Genomic DNA, 23,288 nt, shown 5'->3' on the forward strand with positions numbered 1-23,288 from the left:
TCCCGTGCCGAGCCCGTGCTAACGCGTTGCCAACGCTTCGGGCTCTTTCAACCCATAACCGGCGGTGAGCCGCTCGTATTCGGCGATCAATTGGGCACCGAACAGCAGCAGCGTGCCCAGTGCTTCGAGACTGACGAGCACGACGATCGCGGTCGTCATCGATCCGTACACCACGCTCACCTGTGACAACGTCGCAAAATACCAGACCAGTACGCGACGCGTGATCTCCCACAGCGCCGCGGCTGCGACGGCGCCCATGACGGCATGGCGAAACGTGGTGCGTCCCGCCGGAATGATGATATAGATCGCGGTCAGAACGAATATCTCACCCGCAACGCCACACAGGTAAAGGAGGACTCGCGTCGTTCCCGTCAGCGAGACCGCGTGGCCGAGCAGTACCACCCTGTCCGACGCGACTGCTTGCAGGCTGCTCGTGACAAACGTGATGAGCAGCACGCCGATGCCGAGCGAGAGACTGAAGCAATACGGGACGATCGCCGATATCAAGAAGTGGCGCCGCCGGATGACAACGCGATGCACGAAGATGATCGACAGTGCGTTTTCGAGCACGGTGAACGCAAGCGAGCTGAAGAAAATCATCGTTACGACGAGGAACCAGCCCACCACCGAGCGATGCGCGAGAAAATTGGCGAGTTCGCCGACGATCGCTTTCGACTGTCCGGGCACCAGCCATCTCAGCAGCCTTTCGAGCGTATCGAGCAGCAGTGCCTGGCCGACCGCATGACTGAATGCGATGGCCACCAGAATCAGCAGCGGTACGATCGAAAGCAGAGAGTAGTACGCAACCGCGCCTGCGAGAAGAAGGCCTTGATTCTTTCGAAATGCTTTGAGAACTTGGACCGTGAACTGAAAAGGGTGACGGGCTACGAAGCGCAATGCCCGCCTTCGCGCCTCCTTTTCAATCCGTTGCGAATGCATTGGCGCGTTCATAGCGCTCCGGCAGCCAGCTGATTTCCTTTGGCTTGCGCGTCGCTATTGCCGTCCGGCTGCGAGCGCGCGTGCAACGCCTCGATACAAGCGTCGGTTAGTTCAGTGAAAGAACCGATCGTCGTCTCCTTCACGGGGCTGGCCGCGGCCGGTTGATCCGGCGCACTTTGGCGCTGCGCGGCGTCGGCATCCCCGGCAAACGCAATGCCCATGATGAGGTGCGGCGAGCGCGCCCGAAGCCCCCGGACGAGGTTGCGCAGATAGGGGGGCGATTCGCGCCAATCAAGCGTCACGAGACAGATGACGGTGTCGTGACCGATCCGGGCCTCGTCGACGCGTCTGCGCAAGAACCGTTCGGCCGAAAGGGCAGTCGCCTCGATGCCGCGCCGACGCAGCAGTTGCACCAGGATCGTTGCGGCAACGCCGTCGAACTCACCGCGCCCCTTGACACAGAGCACGGTGGCCGGCTCATCGAGTGCTTCGTGCTGGCCGTCGTGAGACGGCCCACGGCGCATGCCGCCCCTCGTGCGCCCGGGCCTGCGGGGCTCGACGCTCAGGCCTGGGGAATCGATCGATGCGAGCCCCCGGACGACGCCCAGTGCCGCGAGGCGCACCGCCGTGAGTTGGCCGGGCGTGATCACGCCACGTGCGACGTCGCCGCAAGCGAGCCTCAGGCATTCCAGCATGACCGTGTCGTACCAGGCCTCGGGAGAGGATTTTTCGAGCATCGTCGCGGCTTGAGCGAGTGCATCGGGTGCGTCGTCGGCCAGCAAACGCTGATAGAGGTTTTCGCCCGGTGTCAGCACCGGATGATCGCCGAACAGCACGTCGAGGAAGGCGACGCGTTCAATGTGGCGCCCGAGCGTCACGAGACAGAGCGTAAGCGGTGTAGACAGCACGAGCCCGACCGGTCCCCATATCCAGCTCCAGAAAATGGCCGCGATGATCACACCGAACGGCGACAAGCCCGTGCTGTTTCCGTATAACAGCGGCTCGACGAATTGGCTCGCGGTGAGCTCGATCACCGCGAACAGAATCGCCGTCCAGACCGTCATCCACCAGCCGGGCCCAATGGCCGCGGCGAGGATGACCGCGAGGAGCGCCGCCAGCCACGCGCCAATGTAAGGGACGAACCGCAGCAAGGCTGTCAGAACGCCGAATAACAATGCCCCCGGTACTCCGATAATCGCGAGCCCGATGCAAATCAGCGTGCCGACGCTCGCATTGATGGCCACTTGAGCAAGAAAGTAGCGGCTCAAGCGCAGAGCGGCCTCGTTCATCGCGGTCGTGGTGCGATGCAAGTCGCGCACGCCGAAAAGACGAATGAGCCTGTCGCGCAAATCCTCGCGTTGCAGCAGGATGAAAATCGCGATGACGGCGACGATGCCGGCCGTCTCGAGCGGACTTACCACCGGTGCGACGAAGCGCTGGACGAGTTTCAGTGACGAAGGCCGGGGTTCGATCACCTCGACGGACATCGGCGGGCGGCCCGAGCGGCTGGCCGAGCGGTCGTCGTTGCTCGGCGGTTCAGGAGGGGGCGCAATATGCCGGAACGCGCCGCTCGCCCGTTTCAGAAGCGCATCCGCGCGGCCGATCGTCTCTTCGTGCAGCAATTTCGCCTTGCGCTCCACTGCTACCTCGTACTGCGGGAGATCCCCGGCCAGCTGAGCGATTTGCGCGCCGATGAGGACGCTCGTCGCGGCCAGCACCAACAACGCAACGAGCACCGCGGCGATGACCGACGGCGCATGGCCGAAACCGACACGCCGCAATGCCGTGGCAAACGGCGCCAAAACGAAGCTCAGTAACACCGCCAGCGTAATCGGCATGAGCACGTCGCGCCCGACGTAAAGCGCGCCGATCACCACGACGCCGGCTATCAGCGAAGTCAGTGCTCTAAGGCCCGGCACCTCGGGCGGCGAGCCACGGTCGCTGCTGCGCCGCGGCGGCATGGGACCAGTCATGATCCATACGCAAAGCAAATGCGATGCCAGGCGCGCGGTCCTTCATTGCGGCTCCGCGTCAATCGCGCGCGAGCGCGTCGATCGGATCGAGTCGTGCCGCATTGCGCGCGGGCATGAAGCCGAACACCACACCGGTCAACGTAGAACACAGGAATGCGATAACGATCGCCGCCGGCGCGAAGACCATTTTCCATTCGTCGACTATCAGCGAGAAAATCGAACCGATGCCGAACGACAGCGCAATCCCGATCGCGCCGCCCATCAGGCACACCGTCACGGCCTCGACGAGAAACTGCTGCATGATGTCGCTCTGCCGAGCGCCGACGGCCATTCGTATACCGATCTCGCGCGTGCGCTCGGTCACCGAAACGAGCATGATATTCATCACACCGATCCCGCCGACGACAAGAGAGATGACTGCGATCAGCGAGAGCAGCAGCGTCAAAGCACGGCCGGTCCTCTCGAGGGTCTTCACCACATCGTCCACGTTGTAGGTGAAGAAATCCTTGCGGCCGTGACGCTGAGTGAGCAGCTTCGCCAGACTGCTCTCGGCCACCGCGGCCGGTTGGTCGTCACGCACTTTCACGGTGATGCTGTCGAAATGACGCTGGCCGAAGAGCCGGCCACTCGCGGTGGTATAGGGCAGCCATACGTTCAGGCTTTTGACATCGCCGAACGTGCTCTTGGGCGGCGCGGTCACGCCAATGACGACGCATGGCAGATTATCGACGAGGATCACTTCGCCGAGCGCAGTGCCGTGTTCGCCGAACAGCTTGCGCCGCGTGTTTTGATCGATCACGGCAACGGGCGCCTGTCGACGAATGTCCTCGGCGCGAAAACCGACCCCGCGCGTAAAAGTCATTCCGCGTACCCGGAAGTAATCTTCGCTCACACCGCTGACGAGCGCGTGCACATCGATGTTTCGGTAGCGAAGCAGCAGGCTGCGCGACGTTTCGGGGGTGACGCTGTCGATGTAAGCCTGCTCGGCCAGCGCGCTCAAGTCGCGCGGCACAAGCGTTTCGATCATGCTTGCCTGGCTGTCACCCCAATCTCGCCCGGGGTAGATGCTGATCGTATTGGTGCCGATGCTGGCGATCTCGTCGAGCATGTAACGCTTCGCACCCTCGCCGATGGCGACGATCGACACCACCGAGGTGATACCGATGATGATGCCAAGCATCGTGAGGATCGTACGCAGCCGACGCGAGACAAGCGCGAGCCATGCCATCTTGAACGCTTCGGCGAAGCGGCCGATGCGCGCCGAGCACCGGCTCGCACGCTGCCGCGGCGGCGCGCTCACCCCACTCGCGGCGCTGGATTGAACCGTGCATGCGGCCGGCGCATCGACGTCGGCCACAGCTTGCCGCACATCGTCCAAAACAGGTGTGTTAGCTCGGTCGGCAACGATCTCGCCGTCGCGCATCTCGATGATCCGATGCGCGTGGGCGGCGACGTGCTCGTCATGGGTGACGATGACGACCGTATGACCGAGCGCGTTCAGCTCGCTCAGGATCCGAATGACATCCTGACCGCTCGCCGAATCGAGGGCGCCGGTGGGCTCGTCGGCGAGGATGATTTCTCCGCCATTCATCAATGCGCGTGCGATGCTGACACGTTGTTGCTGTCCCCCGGATAGCTGACCCGGCCGGTGTCCTGTCCGTTGCGCCAGTCCGAGCCGCGCGAGCAAATACTCGGCTCGCGCGCGCCGCGCCGCCGGCGGGCTGCCCGCATAGACGGCCGGCATTTCGACATTGGCCGCCGCGCTCAGGTGCGGCAGCAAGTGGTAGCGCTGGAAGATGAAGCCGAAGCGCTCGCGCCGCAACCGCGCGAGCGCGTCCGCGTCGAGCTCGCGCGTGTCGACCCCGGCGACCCGATAGATGCCTGCGCTCGGTTGGTCGAGGCCGCCGAGGATGTTCATGAGCGTCGACTTGCCGGAGCCCGACGCACCGACGATCGCAACGATTTCGCCCGTGTCGATCGACAGATTGATGTTCTTCAAGACGACTACATCGCGCTCGCCAGTCGGGAAACGTCGAGCGACATCGATCAGTTGCAGCAGCGGTGTGCTCATCGTCAGAGCGCTGCGCCCGCGGCGGCATGCTCCGCCGCCTGTGCCGCGTCTCCGATCACGACGCGTTCGCCGACCGTCAGGCCGTCGCGCACCTCGGCCTTGACGTTGTTATTGAGCCCGATGCTGACCTGGCGCGTGACGACGTCATCGTTGGCGCCCAGCACACGCACTGCGTACCGCCCGTCCGGTGCCTTTTCCCCGAGCGCGGCGGCGGGGACGCTCAATGCCTGCTGCGCGGCACCCAGCAGCACGCCGACTTGAGCCGTCATCGAGATGCGCAGCCGATGCTCGGGGTTCGGTACCTCGAACAACGCGTTGTAGAACACGGCCGTGTTCGGTTTTGACGAGCCGCCCATGCCGCCCGACGCGCTTGACGTATCGAGGAAGTTCTGCGGCGCCGGCTCGATCGCGCGAAGCTTGCCGTAGTAGCGCTTGTCCGGTTCGCCGAGGATCGTGAAATACGCAGTCTGATCCGGGTGCACGAGGATGACGTCCGCTTCGGAGACCTGTGCCTTCACGGTCATCGTGTCGAGATCGGCTAGTTTCAGGATGACGGGCGCTTGCTGCTGCGCGATCACGGTCTGTCCTTCCTGCGTGACGATTGCGACGACTTCGCCGTCGATCGGCGCAACGATGCGCGTATAACTCAGATTCGCTCGTGCGGTCTCCGTCTCGATGCGGGCTGCACGAATCTGCGCGTCGAGCGATGCGAGATTCGCGCGCTGTACATCACGCGCCGCCTTGGCAGCGTCATGCTCCTGCCGGGAAGTCGAATCAGTGACCAACAGTCGCTGCTGGCGGTGAAAAGCGAGTTCGGCTTGCTCGAGCTGCGCGGCGCTCGAGCGTCTTTGCGCGGCGAGATGTTGCTCGTTGGTTCGCGCCTGGCGCAATGCGTTTTGCGACAGTATCGGGTCGATCTCAGCGAGCCATTGACCCTTCTTGACCTGATCGCCGAGCTTGACCTTCAGCGATTTGAGCTGGCCCGACACCTGCGCGCCGACGTCGACCTGCTTGAATGCGTGCAGCACGCCCGTGGCCAGAACCGCATGCTCGATGTCGCCGCGTTCGGCTTTCGCGCTCAGGTATTGCGGCTTTTTGCCCGGCGTCAGGGAGCGCCATGCGAATGCAGCGAGGACGGCGACGACAAGGCCGACGGCAAGATAGCGCCAACGGCGCGGGGATCGGTTCTTTGCGGCGTGCATCTGCGCAATTCAACCTAATGAAATTGAAAGGCGCGGATTGTAGATCGGAAAGCGGGCCCACCGGAGCATGGGCCGATTTTATGGGCACGGCGTGCCGTGTACTTACACGGCTTCTCGCTCCGAAGCCCACTTGTCCCGACGAGGCGGGTGATAACGCTGCAGTTTCGAGATGAGCGCATCGGGTTGCGCATCGATCTGCAAAATATCGAGATACTCGCGCTGCATGAACCCTTCGTTCACCGTGTGCTCGAGCATGGCGACGAGCGGCCGATAGTATCCGTCGATATCGAGCAGGCCGATTCCTTTCGCGTGATAGCCGAGCTGGGCCCACGTGAAGACCTCGAACAGCTCTTCGAGCGTACCGGCCCCGCCGGGGAGCGCGACGAACGCGTCCGACAAGTCCGCCATCATCTTCTTGCGCTCATGCATGTCGGCGACGACATGCAGCTCGCTCAAGCCCGTATGCCCGACTTCCTTTTCGAGCAGCAGCTGCGGAATGACGCCCACCGCGCGCCCGCCGGCCTCGAGCACCGCATCGGCAATCGTGCCCATGAGCCCAACGCGTCCACCGCCGAACACGAGCGAGCAGCCCGCCTCGACGAGTGCGCGGCCGAACGCCTGCGCGGCCTCGACATAGACTGGCCGCGTCCCCAGCGACGAGCCGCAATAAACGCAAATCGACTTCAAACTCATACTCCGGCGTCCTTGACGGCCGCTTTGGGCAGCGCATCGCGCGGCGGCAGGTAGTCGTGGAATTCGCGCATCGGCAGTTTGCCCGAGACGAGGTCGTCGAACAGCTGGCGCGAGCGGCCGCGCAGATAAGGCGCCATGATCGAAATCACATGCACGCTGACCTGATAGAGCTCCACGCGAATCGCTTCCTGATCGTTGTACTTGCGTGGATGCATGACGAACTGATAGGAAAGCCAATAGGTTGCGATGACGCCCATGTTCGTCGCGATGACCTGGATTTCCTCGGGCGTGGCGACCATTTCGTCGTCGGCCACGAGCAGCTCGCACAGCTCGCGCGCGAAGCGGACCTTGTGACTGATGATTTGCTTGAAATGCGTCTCGAGCGTGCGATTGCGCGCAAGCAGATCGTTGAGATCCCGATAGAGGAACCGATACTGCCACATGAAATCGGCCATGTACTGCAGATACGACCAGGTTTCGTCGATCGTCGGACGATGATCGTCGGGCAGCCGCAGACGCTTTTCGATCGCCTGCTCGAACTGCGCGAAGATGCTGTTGATGATGTCGTCCTTGTTGCGGAAGTGGTAGTAGAGATTGCCTGGGCTGATCTCCATCTCTTCCGCGATCGTGGTCGTCGTGACGTTCGGCTCGCCGATCTCGTTGAAGAGCTTCAGCGATAACTCGAGGATCCGTTCGCGGGTGCGGCGGGGAGTTTTGGCTTCCATGTCGTCCGGCCCAGTGGCGCCCGGCAATACGCGGCCCCACGCGGGACCCGTATATCGTCTTGCCCGGCTTTGGTTGTATGTATCGAATGTAGTGGGCGGATTATAAACCGCTCGTTCTCTTCCTCGACCGCCCTCCGGGTTTTCATGGAGCACGGTCGTTCGTTTTTTGAGACAGGAAGTTCAACGGTGAACGGCTCGATCACGAGTGATTCGACGAGGCGAGCGGTCAGCGGTCGAGCAGCAGCCGCGCCCAGTGGGCGACGAGCGGGCCGACGAGCAGCACCCAGGTCAGCACGCAGAGGAGCAGCGCGACGGTCACCGCGGCACTGCCGAGGTCCTTGGCTCGCCGCGACAGCTCGTGACGCTCGAGCGAGATGCGATCGATGGCCGCTTCGACACTCGAATTGAGCAGCTCGACGATGAGCACGAGCAGTACCGAGCCGATCAGCAACACATGGGAGACGGCGTCCACCGGCACGGCGATACCGATCGGCACGAGCAGCACCGCGAGCGTGAGCTCCTGCCTGAACGCACTTTCCTCGCGAATGGCGACGCGAAAGCCGTTCAGCGAGTTCTTGAGCGCATGCCACGCCCGCGTGAGCCCCCGATTGCCCTTGTAGGGGTTGAACGGCAGGGGCGCAAGCGGATCGTCGGGCCCGAGCGGCTCGTGGGCGTCGGGCGGCTCGCGGCCGATCGGCGGTTCGTCGCGCTTCATGCGGCGGCGCTTTGCTCGCGCCACGGCGCATGCGAGAGCGGCTTCAGATGCGCTGCGAATTGCTCGGAGGCGGCGCGCCACGAGAAGCGCTCGGCCCACGCGCGCGCGGCGGCGCGATCGATCTTCAACGCGTCGAGACACGCTTCGCGCAGGTCCTCGTTCATTGCGCCGGCGCCGCCGTCGCCGAGCACGTCGATCGGGCCCGTCACCGGATAGGCGGCCACGGGCGTACCGCAGGCCAGCGATTCGAGCAGTACGAGCCCGAAGGTATCGGTGCGGCTCGGGAACACGAAGACGTCGGCCGCGGCGTAGACCTTCGCCAGTTCTGCCTGCGTCAGCACGCCGAGGTAATTGACCTCGGGGTAGCGCGACTTGAGTTCCGCGAGCGCAGGCCCTTCACCGGCCACCCATTTGGAGCCGGGCAGGTCGAGCTTCAGAAACGCCTCGACGTTTTTTTCGATGGCGACACGGCCGACATATAGAAAGATCGGCCGCGCGGTATTGAGCACCTTGGATTCCATCGGATGGAAGATATCGAGATCGACGCCGCGCGTCCAGAGGACGACGTTCGTAAAGCCGTAGCGCTCGAGGTCGGCCTTCACGACGGGCGTCGGCGCCATCACGGCGAGCGAGGGCCGGTGGAACCAGTGCAGGAAGCGGTAGGTGAATGCGGCGGGCAACGCGAAGCGGGCTTCCACGTATTCGGGAAAACGCGTGTGATAGGCCGTCGTGAACGGCAGCCCGTGCTTGATGGCATAGCGGCGCGCGGCGAGGCCGAGCGGCCCCTCGGTCGCGATATGCAGCGCGTCGGGCGCGAATTCGTCGATGCGCGCGTGCAGGCGCCGGCGAGGAAAGAGCGACAGCCGGATCTCAGGATAGGTCGGGCATGGCACGGTGCGGAATTCGAGCGGCGTGACGAGCTCGACGCGATGGCCAAGTTCGGTCAGCTCGCGCGTCGTGTTCTTCAATGTGCGAACGACGCCGTTGACCTGCGGCTCCCAAGCGTCGGTCACGATCATGATTTTCATGCGAAGAGTCTCCGGGTCCGAATGGCGGACAGTGCGGGGAGGCGGACACGTCAGGCCGTTGCCTTGGCCTTGCGCGAATGAACGTGCGGCGAGCGCATGACGGTCCAATAGACCACGCGCAGCTCGCCTTCGAAGGTTTCGACGAGCGCGGAAAGGCTTTCGACCCAGTCGCCGTCGTTGCAGTAGACGAGGCCGTCGACATCGCGGATCTCGGCCTTGTGGATGTGACCGCAGACGACTCCGTCGCAGCCGCGTCGCCGTGCCTCGTCGACCATGACGTGTTCGAACGACGAGATGAAATTGACCGCGTTCTTGACCTGGTGCTTCAGATATTGCGACAGCGACCAGTACTGGAAGCCCAAGCGGCTGCGAATGCGGTTGAACCAGCGATTGAGCACGAGGATCGCCGTATAGGCGCTGTCGCCCAGATAGGCGAGCCACTTCGCGTGCTGAATGACGCCGTCGAAGAGGTCGCCGTGTACGATCCACAGGCGTTTGCCGGAAATCGTCGTGTGAAACGCTTCGCCGCGCACCTGGATGTCGCCGAAGGCGAGATCGCAAAACTGCCGCGCGCCTTCATCGTGATTGCCCGGGATATAAACGACCTGTGTGCCCTTGCGCGCCTTGCGCAAGATCTTCTGGACGACATCGTTGTGCGCCTGCGGCCAGTACCAGCCTTTTTTCAGCTGCCAGCCGTCGATGATGTCGCCGACGAGGTAGAGATATTCGGAATCGTTGTGGCGCAGGAAGTCGAGCAGGTAGTTCGCCTGGCAGCCGCTCGAGCCCAGATGGATGTCCGATAGCCAGATCGTCCGGTAACGGTGCGGCTTGTCGATGTCGTCGTCCTGACCGCTTGCGTCCGTTTCGCGCGCTGCCTCGTGAGTGCCCGCCGAGATGCCGCCTGGCGCTGCCGGGTGAAAGGAAACGGCATCGACGGTCGCGCCGAGCCGCCGAAGGAGGGAAGTCGCGGCCGTCGTGCGGTCCATGGCTTCTCGCGTCGAGTTGGACATTCGCCCATTGCGCCACGCGAGCGTGACTGCAACATGACAGTCACGGGAAGTTCTTATTACGGGGTCGGCGGGCCCGACGTTTCGGCTGCGCCCGGCGCTTGGGTGCTCGTCTTGTCGCGCGCGAGTTCGACGATACGTGTGCCCGCCAGGCGGTCATGAGGGAACTGGCGGTCGGGATCGAGCCGTGCCGCGGCGGCCCAGACCAGGAACCACGCGGCCGTCGCACCGAGCGTCGCCGGCAGCGGCAAGCCGAATACCGGATGCAGCGCAAGCGGGGGCACGAACCAGAGCCAGCCCAACCCATAGCGCGCAAGGGCCCGCACCGGACCGACCGTCTCGCCGGAAGCCCCGACGAGGCGCAGGCGCCACGTTTTCATCGGCAGTGTCTGACCGCCGTGCGTCCAGCACCAGACGAAATAGACGCCGACGACAAAGGCCAGCCAGACGATGAGCAGATGGCGATGCGTGAGGCCGTTGCGTTGCTGCGTGAGCGTGCCGAACAGATAGCCGGCGAAGAATACGATGCCGAAAAGCAGCAACGTCTCATAGACGAGCGATGCGAGGCGGCGGCGAATGCTGGGCGGCGGCAACGGCGGCGAATCCATGCAGTGTGCGGCTCGGGCGGCGCCGGGCATCAGGCGCCGCGGAAAATCGAGGGCGCTTCCGACGGCGAAAGCGGCGTCGGCGCGCCCGGTACCCCGCTCGCCGGTGCCGACGGTGCCGGACTTGCGCCCGATGCGGCTGCGGCAGCACTGGCCGCCGCAGCGCCGCTCGTCGGCAACGAAGCATCCGCGAGCCGATTGATGCCGTGGATTTCGCTCTTGAGCCCCGATGGCGGGGCGCTCACGACAGTCGGCCGCCGCTTGCGCTCGAGCGCGGCGAGCCGTGCCTTCTGCTCGGGCGAGAGTTCTTGATAGGCTTTCCAGGCCTTCTGGCGCGCTTGCGGCGGCAGCGCTTTCGAGACCTGGTAGTTTTCGCGAGCGACGCGGCGCTGTTCGGGCGTCATGCCGACCCACTGACTCATCCGTTCATGGAGTCTTTTTTGCGCTTCGGGCGACATCTTCGCGAAACGCGACGCGATCTTGATCCACTTGCGCTTTCGTTCGTCGCTGAACCTGTCCCATTCGGTGGCGAACGGTGCCAGCGCTGCGTGCTGTTCGTCGCTGAGGTGCGACCACGAAAGGGGGTTGTTGTCGACGAGCGGTGCGAGCTCGATGGCGAGCGTCGGGGCGGGCGGCGCGCTAGCTGGCGCGCCCGCAGGCCGGGCAGCGGGCGTCTCGCCGAAAAAGCGGGGGTAGGTTGCTCCGAACACCACGGCGGACGCGATCGCACAGGCGAACACGACGGCCAGGCCGCGCTTGTAGCTCACACCGATCTCCTCCTGCACATGCCCGTCAACGTGCTCGCGAGAGATAGGCATTGAAGCCGTGGTCGAGGTACGCATTGAGCGGAAGCTCGTCGTTCAGCATGGCTGCGTCGATATCGGCGAGCTCGGCGGCGCGCTGCAGATTTTCCCAATAAGCGATGACGGCGACGCCGCCAACCAGTGCGAGGATCGGCAAAAGCCGCATGAAACGGCGCAGCGGCGGCACGCGTCGCTCGGCAGGGCTCATACGTTGCGGGCCGAACGCGGGGCCGCTCGCGGGGGCGAGCACCGGCGCGAACGCGCGTGCGACGGCGGCCTCGGGCTTTTTGCGCGCGAGCGCGACACGCCGCGCGGCCGCGAGTTTGTTGACTGTCGTGGCGGGCAAGCTGGCCGCATTTTCGTCGAGCGCGCGACAGATTTTGTGCGCAAACTCGAACTCGTTGGTTTCGGGAGCGGAGCTCATAGCGTGATTCCTTTGGCCTTGAGCGCGGCCGCCAGTGCATGCGTGGCCCTCGAACAGTGCGTCTTCACACTACCTTCGGAGCAACCCATGGCGGCGGCGGTCTCGGCGACATCCATATCTTCCCAGTAACGCATGAGAAACGCTTCCCGTTGACGCGCCGGTAATTTTTGGATCTCCGCGTCGATGAGTGTGAGCACCTGATCGCGCTCGAGCTTTTCCTGGCTGCTTTCCGATCCGCTCGTGTGTTCCTGCCCTTCGATCGTCTCGAGCGGGTCGAAATCGTCGTCATCGGCATTACCGAACGACGAAAAAAGGCTCACCCAGGTGTTCCGGACTTTCTGCCGACGAAAATGGTCGTGCGTTACATTTTGGAGAATACGCTGAAACAGCAGCGTCAGCTCGGCAAGCGGTCTGTCGCCATATTTTTCGGCGAGCTTGATCATCGCGTCCTGCACGATGTCGAGGGCGGCATCGTCGTCGCGCACGGCGTAGACGGTCTGCTTGAACGCGCGTCTTTCGATGCTCGACAGGAAGTCGGCGAGTTCCTTTTCTGATGCCATCCCGGGGGCAGCGGCGCGAAGCGCGCGCACGCCGTGTAATCGATTGAAAAAAATATCGCGAAACCCGCGGATGCTAGCAAACTTTTCGGGGCCATGGGGCACTTATGCCCGTCCTACCTGGCCCCGAACGCACCTCGGAGGCCGCCTGGGCTCTGCATGCCGCGTGCCTGGACTGCGATTTTTTGCTTGACCGCGCGCTCGGCAGGCGCTAAGGTTGCCGGTTCGCAACATAAGTGACTTGTCTTTTTGGGGCGGGCCCATGAAGTCCGCCAGTCAAACTGGACGCGCCGCTTGAACCCGAGCCACAAGCCCGGCAGAGAGCACCCGATCAATTTTTTGCCGAAAATTCGAAAGGTGAACGATGAACATGCCCAGCGCGGAATTCTCCACGTCGGATACCACTCCTTCCCATGAAGCCTCGTCGATAGGCGCCACCGTGCTCATGCGCGCGCTGGCAGACGAAGGCGTCGAAGTGCTCTGGGGTTATCCCGGCGGCGCAGTGCTCTACATCTACGACGAACTTTACAAGCAGGACAAGGTTCAACACGTGCTCGTGCGTCACGAGCAGGCCGCGGTCCACGCGGCGGACGGCTACGCGCGTTCGACCGGCAAGGTCGGCGTATGCCTCGTCACCTCGGGCCCCGGCGTGACCAATGCCGTCACCGGCATCGCCACGGCCTACATGGATTCGATCCCGCTCGTCATCATCAGCGGCCAGGTGCCCACGGCCGCGATCGGCCAGGACGCATTCCAGGAATGCGACACGGTCGGCATCACGCGTCCGTGCGTGAAGCACAACTTCCTCGTGAAAGACGTACGCGAGCTCGCAGCCACCGTGAAGAAGGCGTTTTACATCGCGCGCACGGGACGTCCCGGCCCGGTGTTGATCGATATCCCGAAAGACATCTCGAAAATGCCGTGCGAATACGAGCCCGTGAAGAGCGTCTCGTTGCGTTCGTACAACCCGGTGACGAAGGGCCATTCGGGGCAGATTCGCAAGGCGGTCTCTCTGCTGCTGTCGGCCAAGCGCCCCTATATCTATACGGGCGGCGGCATCGTGCTGGCCGACGCGTCGCGCGAGCTGAATCAGTTCGTCGATCTGCTCGGCTACCCGGTTACGAACACGCTGATGGGGCTCGGCGCCTATCGCGCGAGCGACAGGAAGTTTCTCGGCATGCTCGGCATGCATGGGACGTACGAAGCCAACATGGCGATGCAAAACTGCGACGTGCTGATCGCAATCGGCGCGCGGTTCGACGATCGCGTGATCGGCGATCCGCAGCATTTCTCGTCGCGTCCGCGCAAGATCATCCATGTCGACATCGACCCGTCGTCGATCAGCAAGCGGGTGAAAGTCGACATCCCGATCGTCGGAGACGTGAAAGAAGTGCTCAAGGAGCTCATCGAGCAGCTCCAGCACGCGGAGCACGGACCCGATACCGAGGCGCTCGCGCAGTGGTGGAAAGAGATCGAGGCCTGGCGCGAGAAGGACTGCCTCAAGTACGACCGCGCGAGCACGATCATCAAGCCGCAGTACGTCGTCGAAAAGCTGTGGGAGTTGACGGACGGCAACGCATTCGTTTGCTCGGATGTCGGCCAGCATCAGATGTGGGCCGCGCAGTTCTATCGCTTCGACAAGCCGCGCCGCTGGATCAACTCGGGCGGCCTCGGCACGATGGGTTTCGGGCTGCCGGCCGCGATGGGCGTCAAGATGGCGCACCCCGAGTCCGAGGTCGTCTGCATCACGGGCGAAGGTTCCATCCAGATGTGCATCCAGGAGCTGTCGACCTGCAAGCAGTACGACACGCCCGTCAAGATCATTTCGCTCAACAACCGCTATCTGGGCATGGTCCGCCAGTGGCAGCAGATCGAATACAGCAAGCGCTATTCGCATTCCTATATGGATGCGCTGCCGGACTTCGTGAAACTGGCCGAAGCGTATGGCCATGTCGGCATTCGCGTCGAAAAGACGGCGGATGTCGAACCCGCGTTGAAGGAGGCGCTGCGTCTCAAGGATCGCACCGTGTTTCTAGATTTCCAGACCGATCCGACAGAAAACGTCTGGCCGATGGTTCAAGCCGGCAAGGGCATCACGGAGATGCTGCTCGGCGCCGAGGACCTCTAACGACGGCCGGTGCCGCGCGCGGCCCGCGCTCGTCCGCCCGCCTTCACGAAAGGCGCGAAGCGGCGAGCGGGAGCGGCGGCATCGCTTCGCATCGACATCTGGATAAAACGGGAAACACGACATGAGACACATCATCTCCGTCCTGCTGGAAAACGAACCGGGTGCGCTCTCGCGCATCGTCGGTCTTTTTTCGGCACGCGGCTACAACATTGAAACCTTGACGGTGGCGCCGACCGAGGATCGCTCGCTCTCGCGCCTGACCATCGTCTCCATTGGCTCGGACGACGTGATCGAACAGATCACGAAGCACTTGAACCGCCTGATCGAGGTGGTGAAGGTGGTCGACTTGACCGAAGGCGCCCACATCGAGCGCGAGCTGATGCTGATCAAGGTCCGCGCAGTCGGCAAGGAGCGCGAAGAAATGAAGCGGATGGCGGACATCTTCCGCGGCCGCATCATCGATGTGACCGAGAAGACCTATACGATCGAGTTGACAGGCGCGAGCGACAAGCTCGATGCCTTCATCGAGGCGCTCGACACGACGGTGATTCTCGAGACGGTCCGCACGGGCAGCTCGGGTATCGGCCGCGGCGAGCGGATACTGAAGGTCTGAGGCCGGTACGACCGGTGCCGTGCCAGCGAAACGCGAAGGCAGGGCACCGCCCAGCAGTTCATTGAATCGAATCGATTAAGCGAAGGAACGAACATGAAAGTTTTCTACGATAAAGACGCCGACCTCTCCCTCATCAAGGGCAAGGACGTCACGATCATCGGCTACGGCTCGCAAGGCCATGCCCACGCGTTGAACCTGAAGGACAGCGGCGTGCGCGTGACGGTCGGCCTGCGCCGCGGCGGTGCATCGTGGAAGAAGGCCGAAGGCGCGGGCCTCGCGGTCAAGGAAGTGGCCGAAGCCGTGAAGGGCGCTGACGTCGTGATGATGCTGCTGCCCGACGAGCAGATCGCCGAGGTCTACAAGAACGAAGTGCATGCGAACATCAAGGAGGGCGCGGCGCTCGCCTTCGCGCACGGCTTCAACGTGCATTACGGCCAGGTGATCCCGCGCGCCGATCTCGACGTGATCATGATCGCGCCGAAGGCCCCGGGCCACACCGTACGCGGCACGTACTCGCAAGGCGGCGGGGTGCCCCACCTGATCGCCGTGGCGCAGGACAAGTCCGGTGCGGCGCGCGACATCGCGCTTTCGTACGCGGCAGCCAACGGCGGCGGACGCGCAGGCATCATCGAAACGAACTTCCGCGAAGAAACCGAGACGGACCTCTTCGGCGAGCAGGCCGTCCTCTGCGGCGGCACCGTCGAGCTCATCAAGGCCGGTTTCGAAACGCTGGTCGAGGCCGGTTATGCGCCGGAAATGGCCTACTTCGAGTGCCTGCACGAGCTGAAGCTCATCGTCGATCTGATCTACGAAGGCGGCATCGCCAACATGAACTATTCGATCTCGAACAACGCCGAATACGGCGAATACGTGACGGGGCCGCGCGTCGTCACCGAAGAGACGAAGAAGGTCATGAAGGACGTGCTCAAGGATATCCAGACGGGCGAGTACGCCAAGAGCTTCATCCTCGAAAACCGCGCCGGCGCACCGACGCTGCAGTCGCGCCGCCGTCTGATGGCCGAGCACCAGATCGAGCAGGTCGGCGAGAAGCTGCGCGCGATGATGCCCTGGATCGCGAAGAACAAGCTCGTCGACCAGTCGAAGAACTGATTTTCGCGCGTCAATGGCGGACCTCGCTCGGCGAGAGCGCTGACAAAGGTCCGCTCGCGAAAGGAATGCGCAATACTTGAGGCCGTCCCGCGCGTCGTGCGCCGGACGGCTTTTGCTATCCTATGGTTTTACAAAAAGACTGAAACGATCCATGAATTACCCTCATCCGATCATCGCGCGCGAAGGCTGGCCATTCATCGCGATTGCCGCTGTCATCGCGCTCGTGATCCATGCGATCGCGGGGTTCGGCGTGGCGTGGCTCTTCTGGCTGCTGCTCGTCTTCGTCGTGCAATTTTTCCGCGATCCGCCGCGCCCGATTCCGAGCGAGCCGAACGCGGTGCTGTGCCCGGCCGATGGCCGCATCGTCGCAGTCGAGACGACGCTCGATCCCTACGCCGGTCGCGAAGCGCTCAAAATCAGCGTGTTCATGAACGTCTTCAATGTGCATTCGCAGCGCTCGCCCGTTGACGGCGCGGTCACGAAAGTCGAGTACTTTCCGGGCGCCTATCTGAATGCAGCCGTCGATAAAGCCTCGCTCGAGAACGAACGCAACGCGGTCGTCATCGAGACAGGCAGCGGCCATACGGTGACCTCGGTGCAGATCGCCGGCCTCATCGCGCGGCGCATTCTCTGCTACGTCCGCGCAGGCGAGCCGCTTGCGCGGGGGCAGCGCTATGGTTTCATCCGCTTCGGTTCGCGCGTCGACGTCTACCTGCCGCTCGGCAGCCGCGCCCGTGTCTCGATCGGCGAGAAGGTGCATGCCTCCTCGACGATCCTCGCCGAGCTTTGAGCCTGGCTCGAGGAGAGTTCGATGGCCGCATTCAAACCGCGTCGCCCACGCGCCGGAAAATCGGCGCTGCCGGGGCCGTTTCGCCGTCATAAGATGTTTCCAGGGGAAGGCCAGCGGGACGGCTCCCTGGTGGACGCCGGATCGGGCGGTGCCCCCGCGCCGGCCGAAAGGCGCCGCGCGGCACGCCAGCAGTTCCTGCGCAAGCGGGGCATCTATCTGCTGCCGAACGCGTTTACGACGGCCGCGCTTTTCTGCGGGTTCTTCGCCGTCGTACAGGCGATGAACGTGCGCTTCGAAATTGCGGCGATCGCCATTTTCGTCGCAATGGTGCTCGACGGGATGGACGGGCGCGTCGCGCGCATGACGCATACCCAAAGCGCATTCGGCGAGCAGTTCGACAGCCTGTCCGACATGGTCTCGTTCGGCGTCGCGCCGGCGCTCGTCATGTACGAGTGGATTTTGAAAGATCTCGGGCGATGGGGATGGCTTGCCGCCTTCGTCTACTGCTCGGGCGCCGCGCTGCGGCTCGCGCGCTTCAATACGAATATCGGCGTCGTCGACAAGCGCTTCTTCCAGGGCTTGCCGAGCCCGGCCGCTGCCGCGCTGATCGCGGGCTTCGTCTGGCTCGCGACCGATAACCGGGTGCCGCTCAAGCTGGTGTGGCTGCCGTGGGTGGCATTCGGCCTCACGGTTTATGCCGGGGTGACGATGGTGTCCAATGCGCCGTTTTACAGCGGCAAGGCGCTCGACGTGCGGCATCGCGTGCCGTTCGCGGCCATCTTGCTCGTCGTCATGGCGTTCGTGCTCGTTTCGTCCGATCCTCCGCTCATGCTATTCGGCCTTTTCGTGCTCTACGGCCTATCCGGCTACGCGTTCTGGTCCTATCTGGCATTGCGCCGCCGTGCCAATCCTGCTCGCTCGGCGCCGCACGACTGATCCGTTTCGGCGCCGCTCGGAGTTTTCCGCCCGGCGCCGGGGCGCCGGGCGATTGCACGTTTTTGCGAATGCCGTTATATTCGGCGACATGCCGAAATTCGCATTTCCCCTCCTGTCGTTTCTAGCCGGTGCGCCGCTATGCGGTCTCGCGCCTGCGCTCGCGCACCTATCGCGCTGACCGTTTTCGCCCCCGTCTGCCTCGTTCGTTGTTCGGCGTCGCCAGCGGTGGCCACGCCGCAATTTCCCTTATCGAACGCACCTATCATCGTCCCTGGAGACCCGAGATGGCAGACAAGCTGATTATTTTCGACACGACGTTGCGCGATGGCGAGCAATCGCCGGGCGCGTCGATGACGAAAGACGAAAAGATTCGCATCGCGAGGCAGCTCGAGCGGATGAAGGTCGATGTGATCGAGGCCGGTTTTGCGGCGAGCTCCAACGGCGATTTCGACGCCATCAATGCGATTGCCTCGATCATCAAGGAAAGCACGGTCTGCTCGCTCGCGCGCGCGAACGACAAGGACATCCAGCGGGCCGCCGATGCGTTGCGTCCGGCCGAGCGCTTCCGCATTCATACGTTTATCGCGACTTCTCCGCTGCACATGGAGAAGAAGCTGCGCATGACGCCCGAACAGGTCTACGAGCAGGCTCGGCTTGCCGTGCGTTTCGCGCGCAAATTCACGAACGATGTCGAGTTTTCGCCCGAAGACGGCAGCCGTTCCGATATGGACTTTCTGTGCCGCGTGCTCGAAGCGGTCATCGACGAGGGCGCGACCACGATCAATATCGCCGATACGGTCGGCTACGGCGTGCCCGAGCTCTACGGCAACCTCGTCAAGACGTTGCGCGAGCGCATTCCGAATTCGGACAAGGCCGTTTTCTCGGTGCATTGCCATAACGACCTCGGCATGGCCGTCGCGAACTCGCTCGCGGGCGTGAAGATCGGCGGGGCGCGTCAGGTCGAATGCACGATCAACGGCCTGGGCGAGCGTGCCGGCAATACGGCGCTCGAAGAAATCGTGATGGCCGTCAGGACGCGCAAAGACTACTTCGGTCTCGAGCTCGGCATCGACGCGACGCAGATCGTGCCCGCGTCGAAGCTTGTCTCGCAGATCACGGGCTTCGTCGTGCAACCGAACAAGGCCGTGGTGGGCGCCAATGCGTTCGCTCACGCATCCGGGATTCATCAGGACGGTGTGCTCAAGGCTCGCGATACCTACGAGATCATGCGCGCCGAGGATGTGGGCTGGTCCGCCAACAAGATCGTGCTGGGCAAGCTGTCGGGCCGCAACGCGTTCAAGCAGCGCCTGCAGGAACTGCATGTCACGCTCGACAGCGAAACCGAGCTCAACGCCGCATTCTCGCGTTTCAAGGAACTCGCGGACCGCAAGGCCGAGATCTTCGACGAAGACATCATCGCGATCGTTTCCGAGGAATCGGCCGAGGCGCAGGAGCGGGAACACTACAAGTTCGTCTCGCTTTCGCAGCGCTCGGAGACCGGCGAGCGGCCGCATGCACGCATCGTGGTATCGGTGGGCGGCAAGGAAGTCGTCGGTGAGGCTGACGGCAACGGTCCTGTCGACGCGACGCTCAATGCCATCGAAGCACAGGCCGCGAGCGGCTCGGAACTGTTGCTGTACTCGGTGAACGCCATTACGACGGGTACGCAGGCGCAAGGCGAGGTGACGGTGCGGCTCTCGAAGAGCGGGCGCATCGTGAACGGTGTCGGTACCGATCCCGATATCGTCGCCGCCTCGGCAAAGGCCTATATCTCGGCGCTCAACAAGCTCTATTCGGGAGCCGACAAGGTCAACCCGCAACGCCCAGAGCTTTGACGAAGACGCGCCGTGCAGCGGCGCGTCTCGACGCAGCGATCGCAAGGCCTTCCCCGGAAGGCCTTTTTGCTATCCAGCGTCCCGTTCGGGCTCAGCCGCGTGCAGCCACGGTCGCGAGAATCAGCAAAATGAAGGCTACCACCGCAATCACGGCGTGCACGATGACGATGGCCTTCGGCAGCGCCAGATGCTTCCAGTGGTAGCTCAGATTCATGAAGGCCCCGCCCGCGGCAGCCAGCACGAACAGGACAATGGCAGCGATGGCGAGGCCTGGCACGCCTACCGTCGCCGCGCCGTAGATGAGCAGAGTGAGGGCGGCGGCTGCCAGAGTGCCGTGCAGCATCGCCAAGGAAGTCGGAGGGTAGTCCCTGCCGGCGAAACGCATGCCGGCCATGACGACCCCGCCCACGGCCGCAATGGCAAAAAGCACCGTTGCAGTCAGGAGAATTCGGAACGGCTCCATCGATACCTCCCTAAGCGCTGGGGATGCTTTTAGGGAGCAATCCACGTGCCCAGTGCAAACCTATCGGGCGTGCATACCTCATGCCACGGCGCTGCTGCACGTCACAGCCCAAAGCGGTGACGATCGGGATCGTGCAGTGGATCGGGGGTCTTTTGAGTGAGCCGCAAGATGCCGGCATCGTCGAAATAAAAGCTGTACATCATGTACCAGACATTCGCTTCCAGATAGCGATAGGTCCAGACCTCGCGCTTCATCAGCGGAAAGTACGAGGTCTCGACCGGCCGGCCGAAGTTGACGAGCACATCGCGCCGCGTCCATTGGCCGATCTCAGCCTTGTAGAATTCGCTCGGTTGCAGCACCTGCCGCAGGCTCTGGACCTTGCCCGTCGGGTCGACATCGGCCGCCATCGTGATTTCGCCCATCGGCTGAGTAGGCCACATCAGACGTTTGCCGCCGCCGGGCAGATCGTAGATTTCGCGCGGCGGCCCAAAACGAGCGACGAGTGCCGACTGGTCCTCGCCGGGCTGAAAGTGCTCCCACGGCGGCACGCATCCCGCCAGCAGCATCGCGGCTGCCAGCGTGGCGTAAAGACGCATTCGCATCGACATGACAATCCTCCATTTGCCTCGCGTTTCGCCGGCAGTTCGTTGCATTGCGCCTTCGCGCATCCCAGCGGCGTTTTATCACGGGTTCGGCCACCGTGCATGGCGAGCGGTCCACGCTTGCGGCGCGGCGCCGCTCGCCCTATGATCCGCGCTTCGAGCGATTCAGAGCAAGAGGAAGACATACCGATGATGCAATGGGCGGCCCGTGTGGCGGTGGCAATCGTGGCTGGGGCGTGGGCGTTGGCCGCGGCGGCGGCAGGTCCGGGCGGCGAGCCCGTCCGGCTGGCATTGATCGAGGGCATGTCCGGGCCATTCGCCGACGCCGGCGCGGCCGTCGAGCGCAATCTGCGCTTTGGCGTCGAGCGGGTGAACCAGCGTGGCGGCGTCATGCTGGCCGACGGCGCCCATCCGCTCGAACTCGTCGTGCTGGACAGCCGCGGCAGCGTCGAGCAGGCGCTCGTCGAAGAACGCGTCGCGGCGGACCGGCGCATTCCGTTCATCCTGCAAGGCAACAGCTCGGCCGTGGCAGCCGCGCTCATCGCGGCTGTCGACAAGCACAACGCTCGGGAGCCGGAGAACCGTCAATTGTTCCTCAACTACTCGGCCGACGATCCCGCCTTGACGGAAGCTGGCTGCAGTTTCTGGCACTTTCGCTTCGATGCGCACGCGGGCATGCGCATGAACGCGCTGGCGACCGTCATCGCCGGGGACCGCGCGATCAGGAAGGTCTACCTGTTCAACCAGGACTACAGTTTCGGGCACGACGTGAGCACGCTGGCTCGCGCTGCGCTCGGCGAAAAGCGCCCCGACATCGCCATCGTGGGCGACGAGTTTCACCCGATCGGCCGGATCAAGGATTTCACGCCCTATATCGCCAAGATCCGCGCGAGCGGCGCCGACGCCGTCATCACGGGCAATTGGGGCAACGATCTCACGCTGCTCGTGAAGGCGGCCCGGGAGCAGGGCTTCGCGGGCAAGTTCTACACGTTTTACGGCAATAGCCTCGGGGCACCGGCGGCGCTCGGCGATGCCGGAGTGAAACGCGTGCTGGCGGTGGCCGATTGGCATCCGAACGCCGGCGCGTCGACCGTATTTCCGGATCTGGCGGCCGGAGCGAATCCGGCGGCCTCGGACGCTTACTACGCCGCTTTCCGAACGCGTTTCCCCGCCGCGCGGGACGACTACCCCGTCTTGCGCATGGAGATCATGGTCGAAATGCTCGCCGCGGCGATTTCCCGCGCGCACACGACTCGGGCCGAGGACGTCGCCCGGGCGCTCGAGGGCATGGATTACGAAAACGGTTTTCAACACGTCACGATGCGGGCCGACGATCATCAGCTCATCCAGCCCCTTTATGTCATGGAGATGGACAAAGCCGGCACCCCGGGCGTTCGATTCGACAACGAGGGGTCCGGTTACGGTTTTCGCACGGTCCTCGCGCTGGCGCGCACCCAGACGGTGCCGCCTGCCATCTGCAAGATGAAACGCCCTTGAGACCCCTCCCATTACGAGCGCGTGGCCGGCACGACGGTCTGTGCTAGAATACGCGCTTCGTTTTTGTAGTACCGTTTTGTCGCAGTCCGATTACCCCACGGCACGGCCTTTCTTCCGTGACCGCTTGTTCGTAACAAAGGAAATCACATGTCTGTTGCTGATATCAACAAGTCCGAAGTCGTCGCGAAGTTCGCTCGCGGCGCGAATGACACGGGCTCGCCCGAAGTGCAGGTGGCGCTGCTGACCTCGCGCATCAACGAGTTGACGTCCCATTTCAAGTCGCACTCGAAGGATCACCACAGCCGGCGCGGCCTGCTGCGCATGGTGAGCCGCCGTCGCAAGCTGCTCGACTACCTGAAGAACAAAGACGCCGACCGTTACCGTTCGCTGATCGAGCAGCTGGGTCTGCGTAAGTAACCGGCAACACGTCGTTTTATGCGAGATGCCTGTGTCAGGTTGCTGATGCAGGCATTTTGTTTTTGTGCCGCGACGGCGCGGATCGGCCGCGCGGCAAGTCGTCCCGAAGCGGGCGGAGCTTTGTGTCATTCCAGTACGACGCACGCGTGATTCGC

At 63.4% G+C, this 23,288-nt stretch carries 23 protein-coding genes; 8 read left to right on the forward strand and 15 right to left on the reverse strand.

The features are described 5' to 3' along the window. Nucleotides 1–18 precede the first annotated feature (18 nt). The 13 genes from GWC77_RS08950 to GWC77_RS09010 all read right to left on the reverse strand — a co-directional run bounded on the left by GWC77_RS08950 (nucleotide 19) and on the right by GWC77_RS09010 (nucleotide 12,775). Complete coding sequence (locus GWC77_RS08950; RefSeq protein WP_173256553.1) at nucleotides 19–951, reverse strand: YihY/virulence factor BrkB family protein; 933 nt, start codon at nucleotides 949–951, stop codon at nucleotides 19–21. Further along, on the reverse strand, nucleotides 948–2,912 hold the full coding sequence (locus GWC77_RS08955) for an AI-2E family transporter (RefSeq protein ID WP_173256554.1): 1,965 nt from the start codon (nucleotides 2,910–2,912) through the stop codon (nucleotides 948–950). Before GWC77_RS08955 ends, GWC77_RS08950 begins: the two co-directional genes overlap by 4 nt. Before the next feature lie 58 nt (nucleotides 2,913–2,970). Beyond that, complete coding sequence (locus GWC77_RS08960; protein ID WP_173256555.1) at nucleotides 2,971–4,983, reverse strand: MacB family efflux pump subunit; 2,013 nt, start codon at nucleotides 4,981–4,983, stop codon at nucleotides 2,971–2,973. A gap of 2 nt (nucleotides 4,984–4,985) precedes the next feature. After that, nucleotides 4,986–6,185, reverse strand: coding sequence for a macrolide transporter subunit MacA (macA, locus tag GWC77_RS08965; protein ID WP_173256556.1), 1,200 nt, complete (start codon nucleotides 6,183–6,185; stop codon nucleotides 4,986–4,988). Between the two features lie 102 nt (nucleotides 6,186–6,287). Further along, on the reverse strand, nucleotides 6,288–6,872 hold the full coding sequence (locus GWC77_RS08970) for a TIGR00730 family Rossman fold protein (protein ID WP_173256611.1): 585 nt from the start codon (nucleotides 6,870–6,872) through the stop codon (nucleotides 6,288–6,290). Between the two features lie 2 nt (nucleotides 6,873–6,874). Further along, a complete protein-coding gene (locus tag GWC77_RS08975; protein WP_173256557.1) occupies nucleotides 6,875–7,603 on the reverse strand; it encodes a TetR/AcrR family transcriptional regulator in 729 nt (242 codons plus the stop codon). Nucleotides 7,604–7,829: 226 nt separating this feature from the next. Then, a complete protein-coding gene (locus GWC77_RS08980; protein WP_173256558.1) occupies nucleotides 7,830–8,318 on the reverse strand; it encodes a diacylglycerol kinase in 489 nt (162 codons plus the stop codon). Beyond that, complete coding sequence (locus GWC77_RS08985) at nucleotides 8,315–9,346, reverse strand: glycosyltransferase family 1 protein (RefSeq protein WP_173256559.1); 1,032 nt, start codon at nucleotides 9,344–9,346, stop codon at nucleotides 8,315–8,317. Before GWC77_RS08985 ends, GWC77_RS08980 begins: the two co-directional genes overlap by 4 nt. A 50-nt stretch (nucleotides 9,347–9,396) precedes the next feature. Beyond that, nucleotides 9,397–10,332, reverse strand: coding sequence for a UDP-2,3-diacylglucosamine diphosphatase (locus GWC77_RS08990; protein ID WP_173256560.1), 936 nt, complete (start codon nucleotides 10,330–10,332; stop codon nucleotides 9,397–9,399). Between the two features lie 80 nt (nucleotides 10,333–10,412). Then, complete coding sequence (locus GWC77_RS08995; RefSeq protein WP_173256561.1) at nucleotides 10,413–10,961, reverse strand: RDD family protein; 549 nt, start codon at nucleotides 10,959–10,961, stop codon at nucleotides 10,413–10,415. Nucleotides 10,962–10,990: 29 nt separating this feature from the next. Then, the gene (locus GWC77_RS09000) at nucleotides 10,991–11,725 is read right to left on the reverse strand and encodes a DUF3106 domain-containing protein (RefSeq protein ID WP_173256562.1); all 735 of its coding nucleotides are present in this window, start codon (nucleotides 11,723–11,725) and stop codon (nucleotides 10,991–10,993) included. A gap of 25 nt (nucleotides 11,726–11,750) precedes the next feature. Then, nucleotides 11,751–12,185: a DUF3619 family protein gene (locus GWC77_RS09005; RefSeq protein WP_173256563.1), complete on the reverse strand. Its 435-nt coding sequence runs from the start codon at nucleotides 12,183–12,185 to the stop codon at nucleotides 11,751–11,753. Continuing rightward, nucleotides 12,182–12,775, reverse strand: coding sequence for an RNA polymerase sigma factor (locus GWC77_RS09010; RefSeq protein WP_367949026.1), 594 nt, complete (start codon nucleotides 12,773–12,775; stop codon nucleotides 12,182–12,184). Before GWC77_RS09010 ends, GWC77_RS09005 begins: the two co-directional genes overlap by 4 nt. Nucleotides 12,776–13,106: 331 nt before the next feature. Between GWC77_RS09010 and GWC77_RS09015 the strand changes: the two genes are divergently transcribed. The 6 genes from GWC77_RS09015 to GWC77_RS09040 all read left to right on the forward strand — a co-directional run bounded on the left by GWC77_RS09015 (nucleotide 13,107) and on the right by GWC77_RS09040 (nucleotide 20,154). After that, on the forward strand, nucleotides 13,107–14,870 hold the full coding sequence (locus GWC77_RS09015; protein WP_173256565.1) for an acetolactate synthase 3 catalytic subunit: 1,764 nt from the start codon (nucleotides 13,107–13,109) through the stop codon (nucleotides 14,868–14,870). Between the two features lie 121 nt (nucleotides 14,871–14,991). Then, entirely contained in the window at nucleotides 14,992–15,483 is a 492-nt protein-coding gene (gene ilvN / locus GWC77_RS09020; protein WP_173256566.1) for an acetolactate synthase small subunit, read from the forward strand. Nucleotides 15,484–15,576: 93 nt separating this feature from the next. Beyond that, nucleotides 15,577–16,593 carry a ketol-acid reductoisomerase gene (gene ilvC, locus GWC77_RS09025; protein ID WP_173256567.1) on the forward strand — a complete coding sequence of 339 codons (1,017 nt, stop codon included), beginning with the start codon at nucleotides 15,577–15,579 and terminating at the stop codon, nucleotides 16,591–16,593. Between the two features lie 151 nt (nucleotides 16,594–16,744). Then, nucleotides 16,745–17,383 carry a phosphatidylserine decarboxylase gene (locus GWC77_RS09030; protein ID WP_173256568.1) on the forward strand — a complete coding sequence of 213 codons (639 nt, stop codon included), beginning with the start codon at nucleotides 16,745–16,747 and terminating at the stop codon, nucleotides 17,381–17,383. A gap of 21 nt (nucleotides 17,384–17,404) precedes the next feature. After that, on the forward strand, nucleotides 17,405–18,319 hold the full coding sequence (gene pssA, locus GWC77_RS09035) for a CDP-diacylglycerol--serine O-phosphatidyltransferase (protein WP_173256569.1): 915 nt from the start codon (nucleotides 17,405–17,407) through the stop codon (nucleotides 18,317–18,319). A gap of 284 nt (nucleotides 18,320–18,603) precedes the next feature. Continuing rightward, the gene (locus GWC77_RS09040) at nucleotides 18,604–20,154 is read left to right on the forward strand and encodes a 2-isopropylmalate synthase (RefSeq protein WP_173256570.1); all 1,551 of its coding nucleotides are present in this window, start codon (nucleotides 18,604–18,606) and stop codon (nucleotides 20,152–20,154) included. A gap of 91 nt (nucleotides 20,155–20,245) precedes the next feature. Here the strand turns inward: GWC77_RS09040 and GWC77_RS09045 are convergent, their stop codons facing one another. Next, complete coding sequence (locus tag GWC77_RS09045; RefSeq protein WP_173256571.1) at nucleotides 20,246–20,617, reverse strand: hypothetical protein; 372 nt, start codon at nucleotides 20,615–20,617, stop codon at nucleotides 20,246–20,248. 101 nt (nucleotides 20,618–20,718) lie between these two features. Then, the gene (locus GWC77_RS09050; RefSeq protein ID WP_173256612.1) at nucleotides 20,719–21,219 is read right to left on the reverse strand and encodes a hypothetical protein; all 501 of its coding nucleotides are present in this window, start codon (nucleotides 21,217–21,219) and stop codon (nucleotides 20,719–20,721) included. Nucleotides 21,220–21,408: 189 nt separating this feature from the next. Here GWC77_RS09050 and GWC77_RS09055 point away from each other — a divergent pair, with 189 nt between their 5' ends. Then, the gene (locus GWC77_RS09055) at nucleotides 21,409–22,716 is read left to right on the forward strand and encodes a branched-chain amino acid ABC transporter substrate-binding protein (RefSeq protein ID WP_173256572.1); all 1,308 of its coding nucleotides are present in this window, start codon (nucleotides 21,409–21,411) and stop codon (nucleotides 22,714–22,716) included. 147 nt (nucleotides 22,717–22,863) lie between these two features. Beyond that, on the forward strand, nucleotides 22,864–23,133 hold the full coding sequence (gene rpsO / locus GWC77_RS09060) for a 30S ribosomal protein S15 (protein ID WP_173256573.1): 270 nt from the start codon (nucleotides 22,864–22,866) through the stop codon (nucleotides 23,131–23,133). Nucleotides 23,134–23,288: the final 155 nt, after the last annotated feature.

It is taken from the genome of Paraburkholderia sp. NMBU_R16 (genome assembly GCF_013282575.1).
GTDB lineage: Bacteria > Pseudomonadota > Gammaproteobacteria > Burkholderiales > Burkholderiaceae > Trinickia.

Coding starts and splice junctions, on each gene's coding strand:
- GWC77_RS08995 (WP_173256561.1), bottom strand. CDS start 10,961: ATGGATTCGCCGCCGTTGCCGCCGCCCAGCATTCGCCGCCGCCTCGCA.
- GWC77_RS09005 (WP_173256563.1), bottom strand. CDS start 12,185: ATGAGCTCCGCTCCCGAAACCAACGAGTTCGAGTTTGCGCACAAAATC.
- GWC77_RS08985 (WP_173256559.1), bottom strand. CDS start 9,346: ATGAAAATCATGATCGTGACCGACGCTTGGGAGCCGCAGGTCAACGGC.
- GWC77_RS09040 (WP_173256570.1), top strand. CDS start 18,604: ATGGCAGACAAGCTGATTATTTTCGACACGACGTTGCGCGATGGCGAG.
- GWC77_RS08950 (WP_173256553.1), bottom strand. CDS start 951: ATGAACGCGCCAATGCATTCGCAACGGATTGAAAAGGAGGCGCGAAGG.
- rpsO (WP_173256573.1), top strand. CDS start 22,864: ATGTCTGTTGCTGATATCAACAAGTCCGAAGTCGTCGCGAAGTTCGCT.
- GWC77_RS08960 (WP_173256555.1), bottom strand. CDS start 4,983: ATGAGCACACCGCTGCTGCAACTGATCGATGTCGCTCGACGTTTCCCG.
- pssA (WP_173256569.1), top strand. CDS start 17,405: ATGGCCGCATTCAAACCGCGTCGCCCACGCGCCGGAAAATCGGCGCTG.
- GWC77_RS08980 (WP_173256558.1), bottom strand. CDS start 8,318: ATGAAGCGCGACGAACCGCCGATCGGCCGCGAGCCGCCCGACGCCCAC.
- GWC77_RS09045 (WP_173256571.1), bottom strand. CDS start 20,617: ATGGAGCCGTTCCGAATTCTCCTGACTGCAACGGTGCTTTTTGCCATT.
- GWC77_RS09055 (WP_173256572.1), top strand. CDS start 21,409: ATGATGCAATGGGCGGCCCGTGTGGCGGTGGCAATCGTGGCTGGGGCG.
- ilvN (WP_173256566.1), top strand. CDS start 14,992: ATGAGACACATCATCTCCGTCCTGCTGGAAAACGAACCGGGTGCGCTC.
- GWC77_RS09015 (WP_173256565.1), top strand. CDS start 13,107: ATGAACATGCCCAGCGCGGAATTCTCCACGTCGGATACCACTCCTTCC.
- ilvC (WP_173256567.1), top strand. CDS start 15,577: ATGAAAGTTTTCTACGATAAAGACGCCGACCTCTCCCTCATCAAGGGC.
- macA (WP_173256556.1), bottom strand. CDS start 6,185: ATGCACGCCGCAAAGAACCGATCCCCGCGCCGTTGGCGCTATCTTGCC.
- GWC77_RS08955 (WP_173256554.1), bottom strand. CDS start 2,912: ATGACTGGTCCCATGCCGCCGCGGCGCAGCAGCGACCGTGGCTCGCCG.
- GWC77_RS08975 (WP_173256557.1), bottom strand. CDS start 7,603: ATGGAAGCCAAAACTCCCCGCCGCACCCGCGAACGGATCCTCGAGTTA.
- GWC77_RS09050 (WP_173256612.1), bottom strand. CDS start 21,219: ATGCGAATGCGTCTTTACGCCACGCTGGCAGCCGCGATGCTGCTGGCG.
- GWC77_RS08990 (WP_173256560.1), bottom strand. CDS start 10,332: ATGGACCGCACGACGGCCGCGACTTCCCTCCTTCGGCGGCTCGGCGCG.
- GWC77_RS09030 (WP_173256568.1), top strand. CDS start 16,745: ATGAATTACCCTCATCCGATCATCGCGCGCGAAGGCTGGCCATTCATC.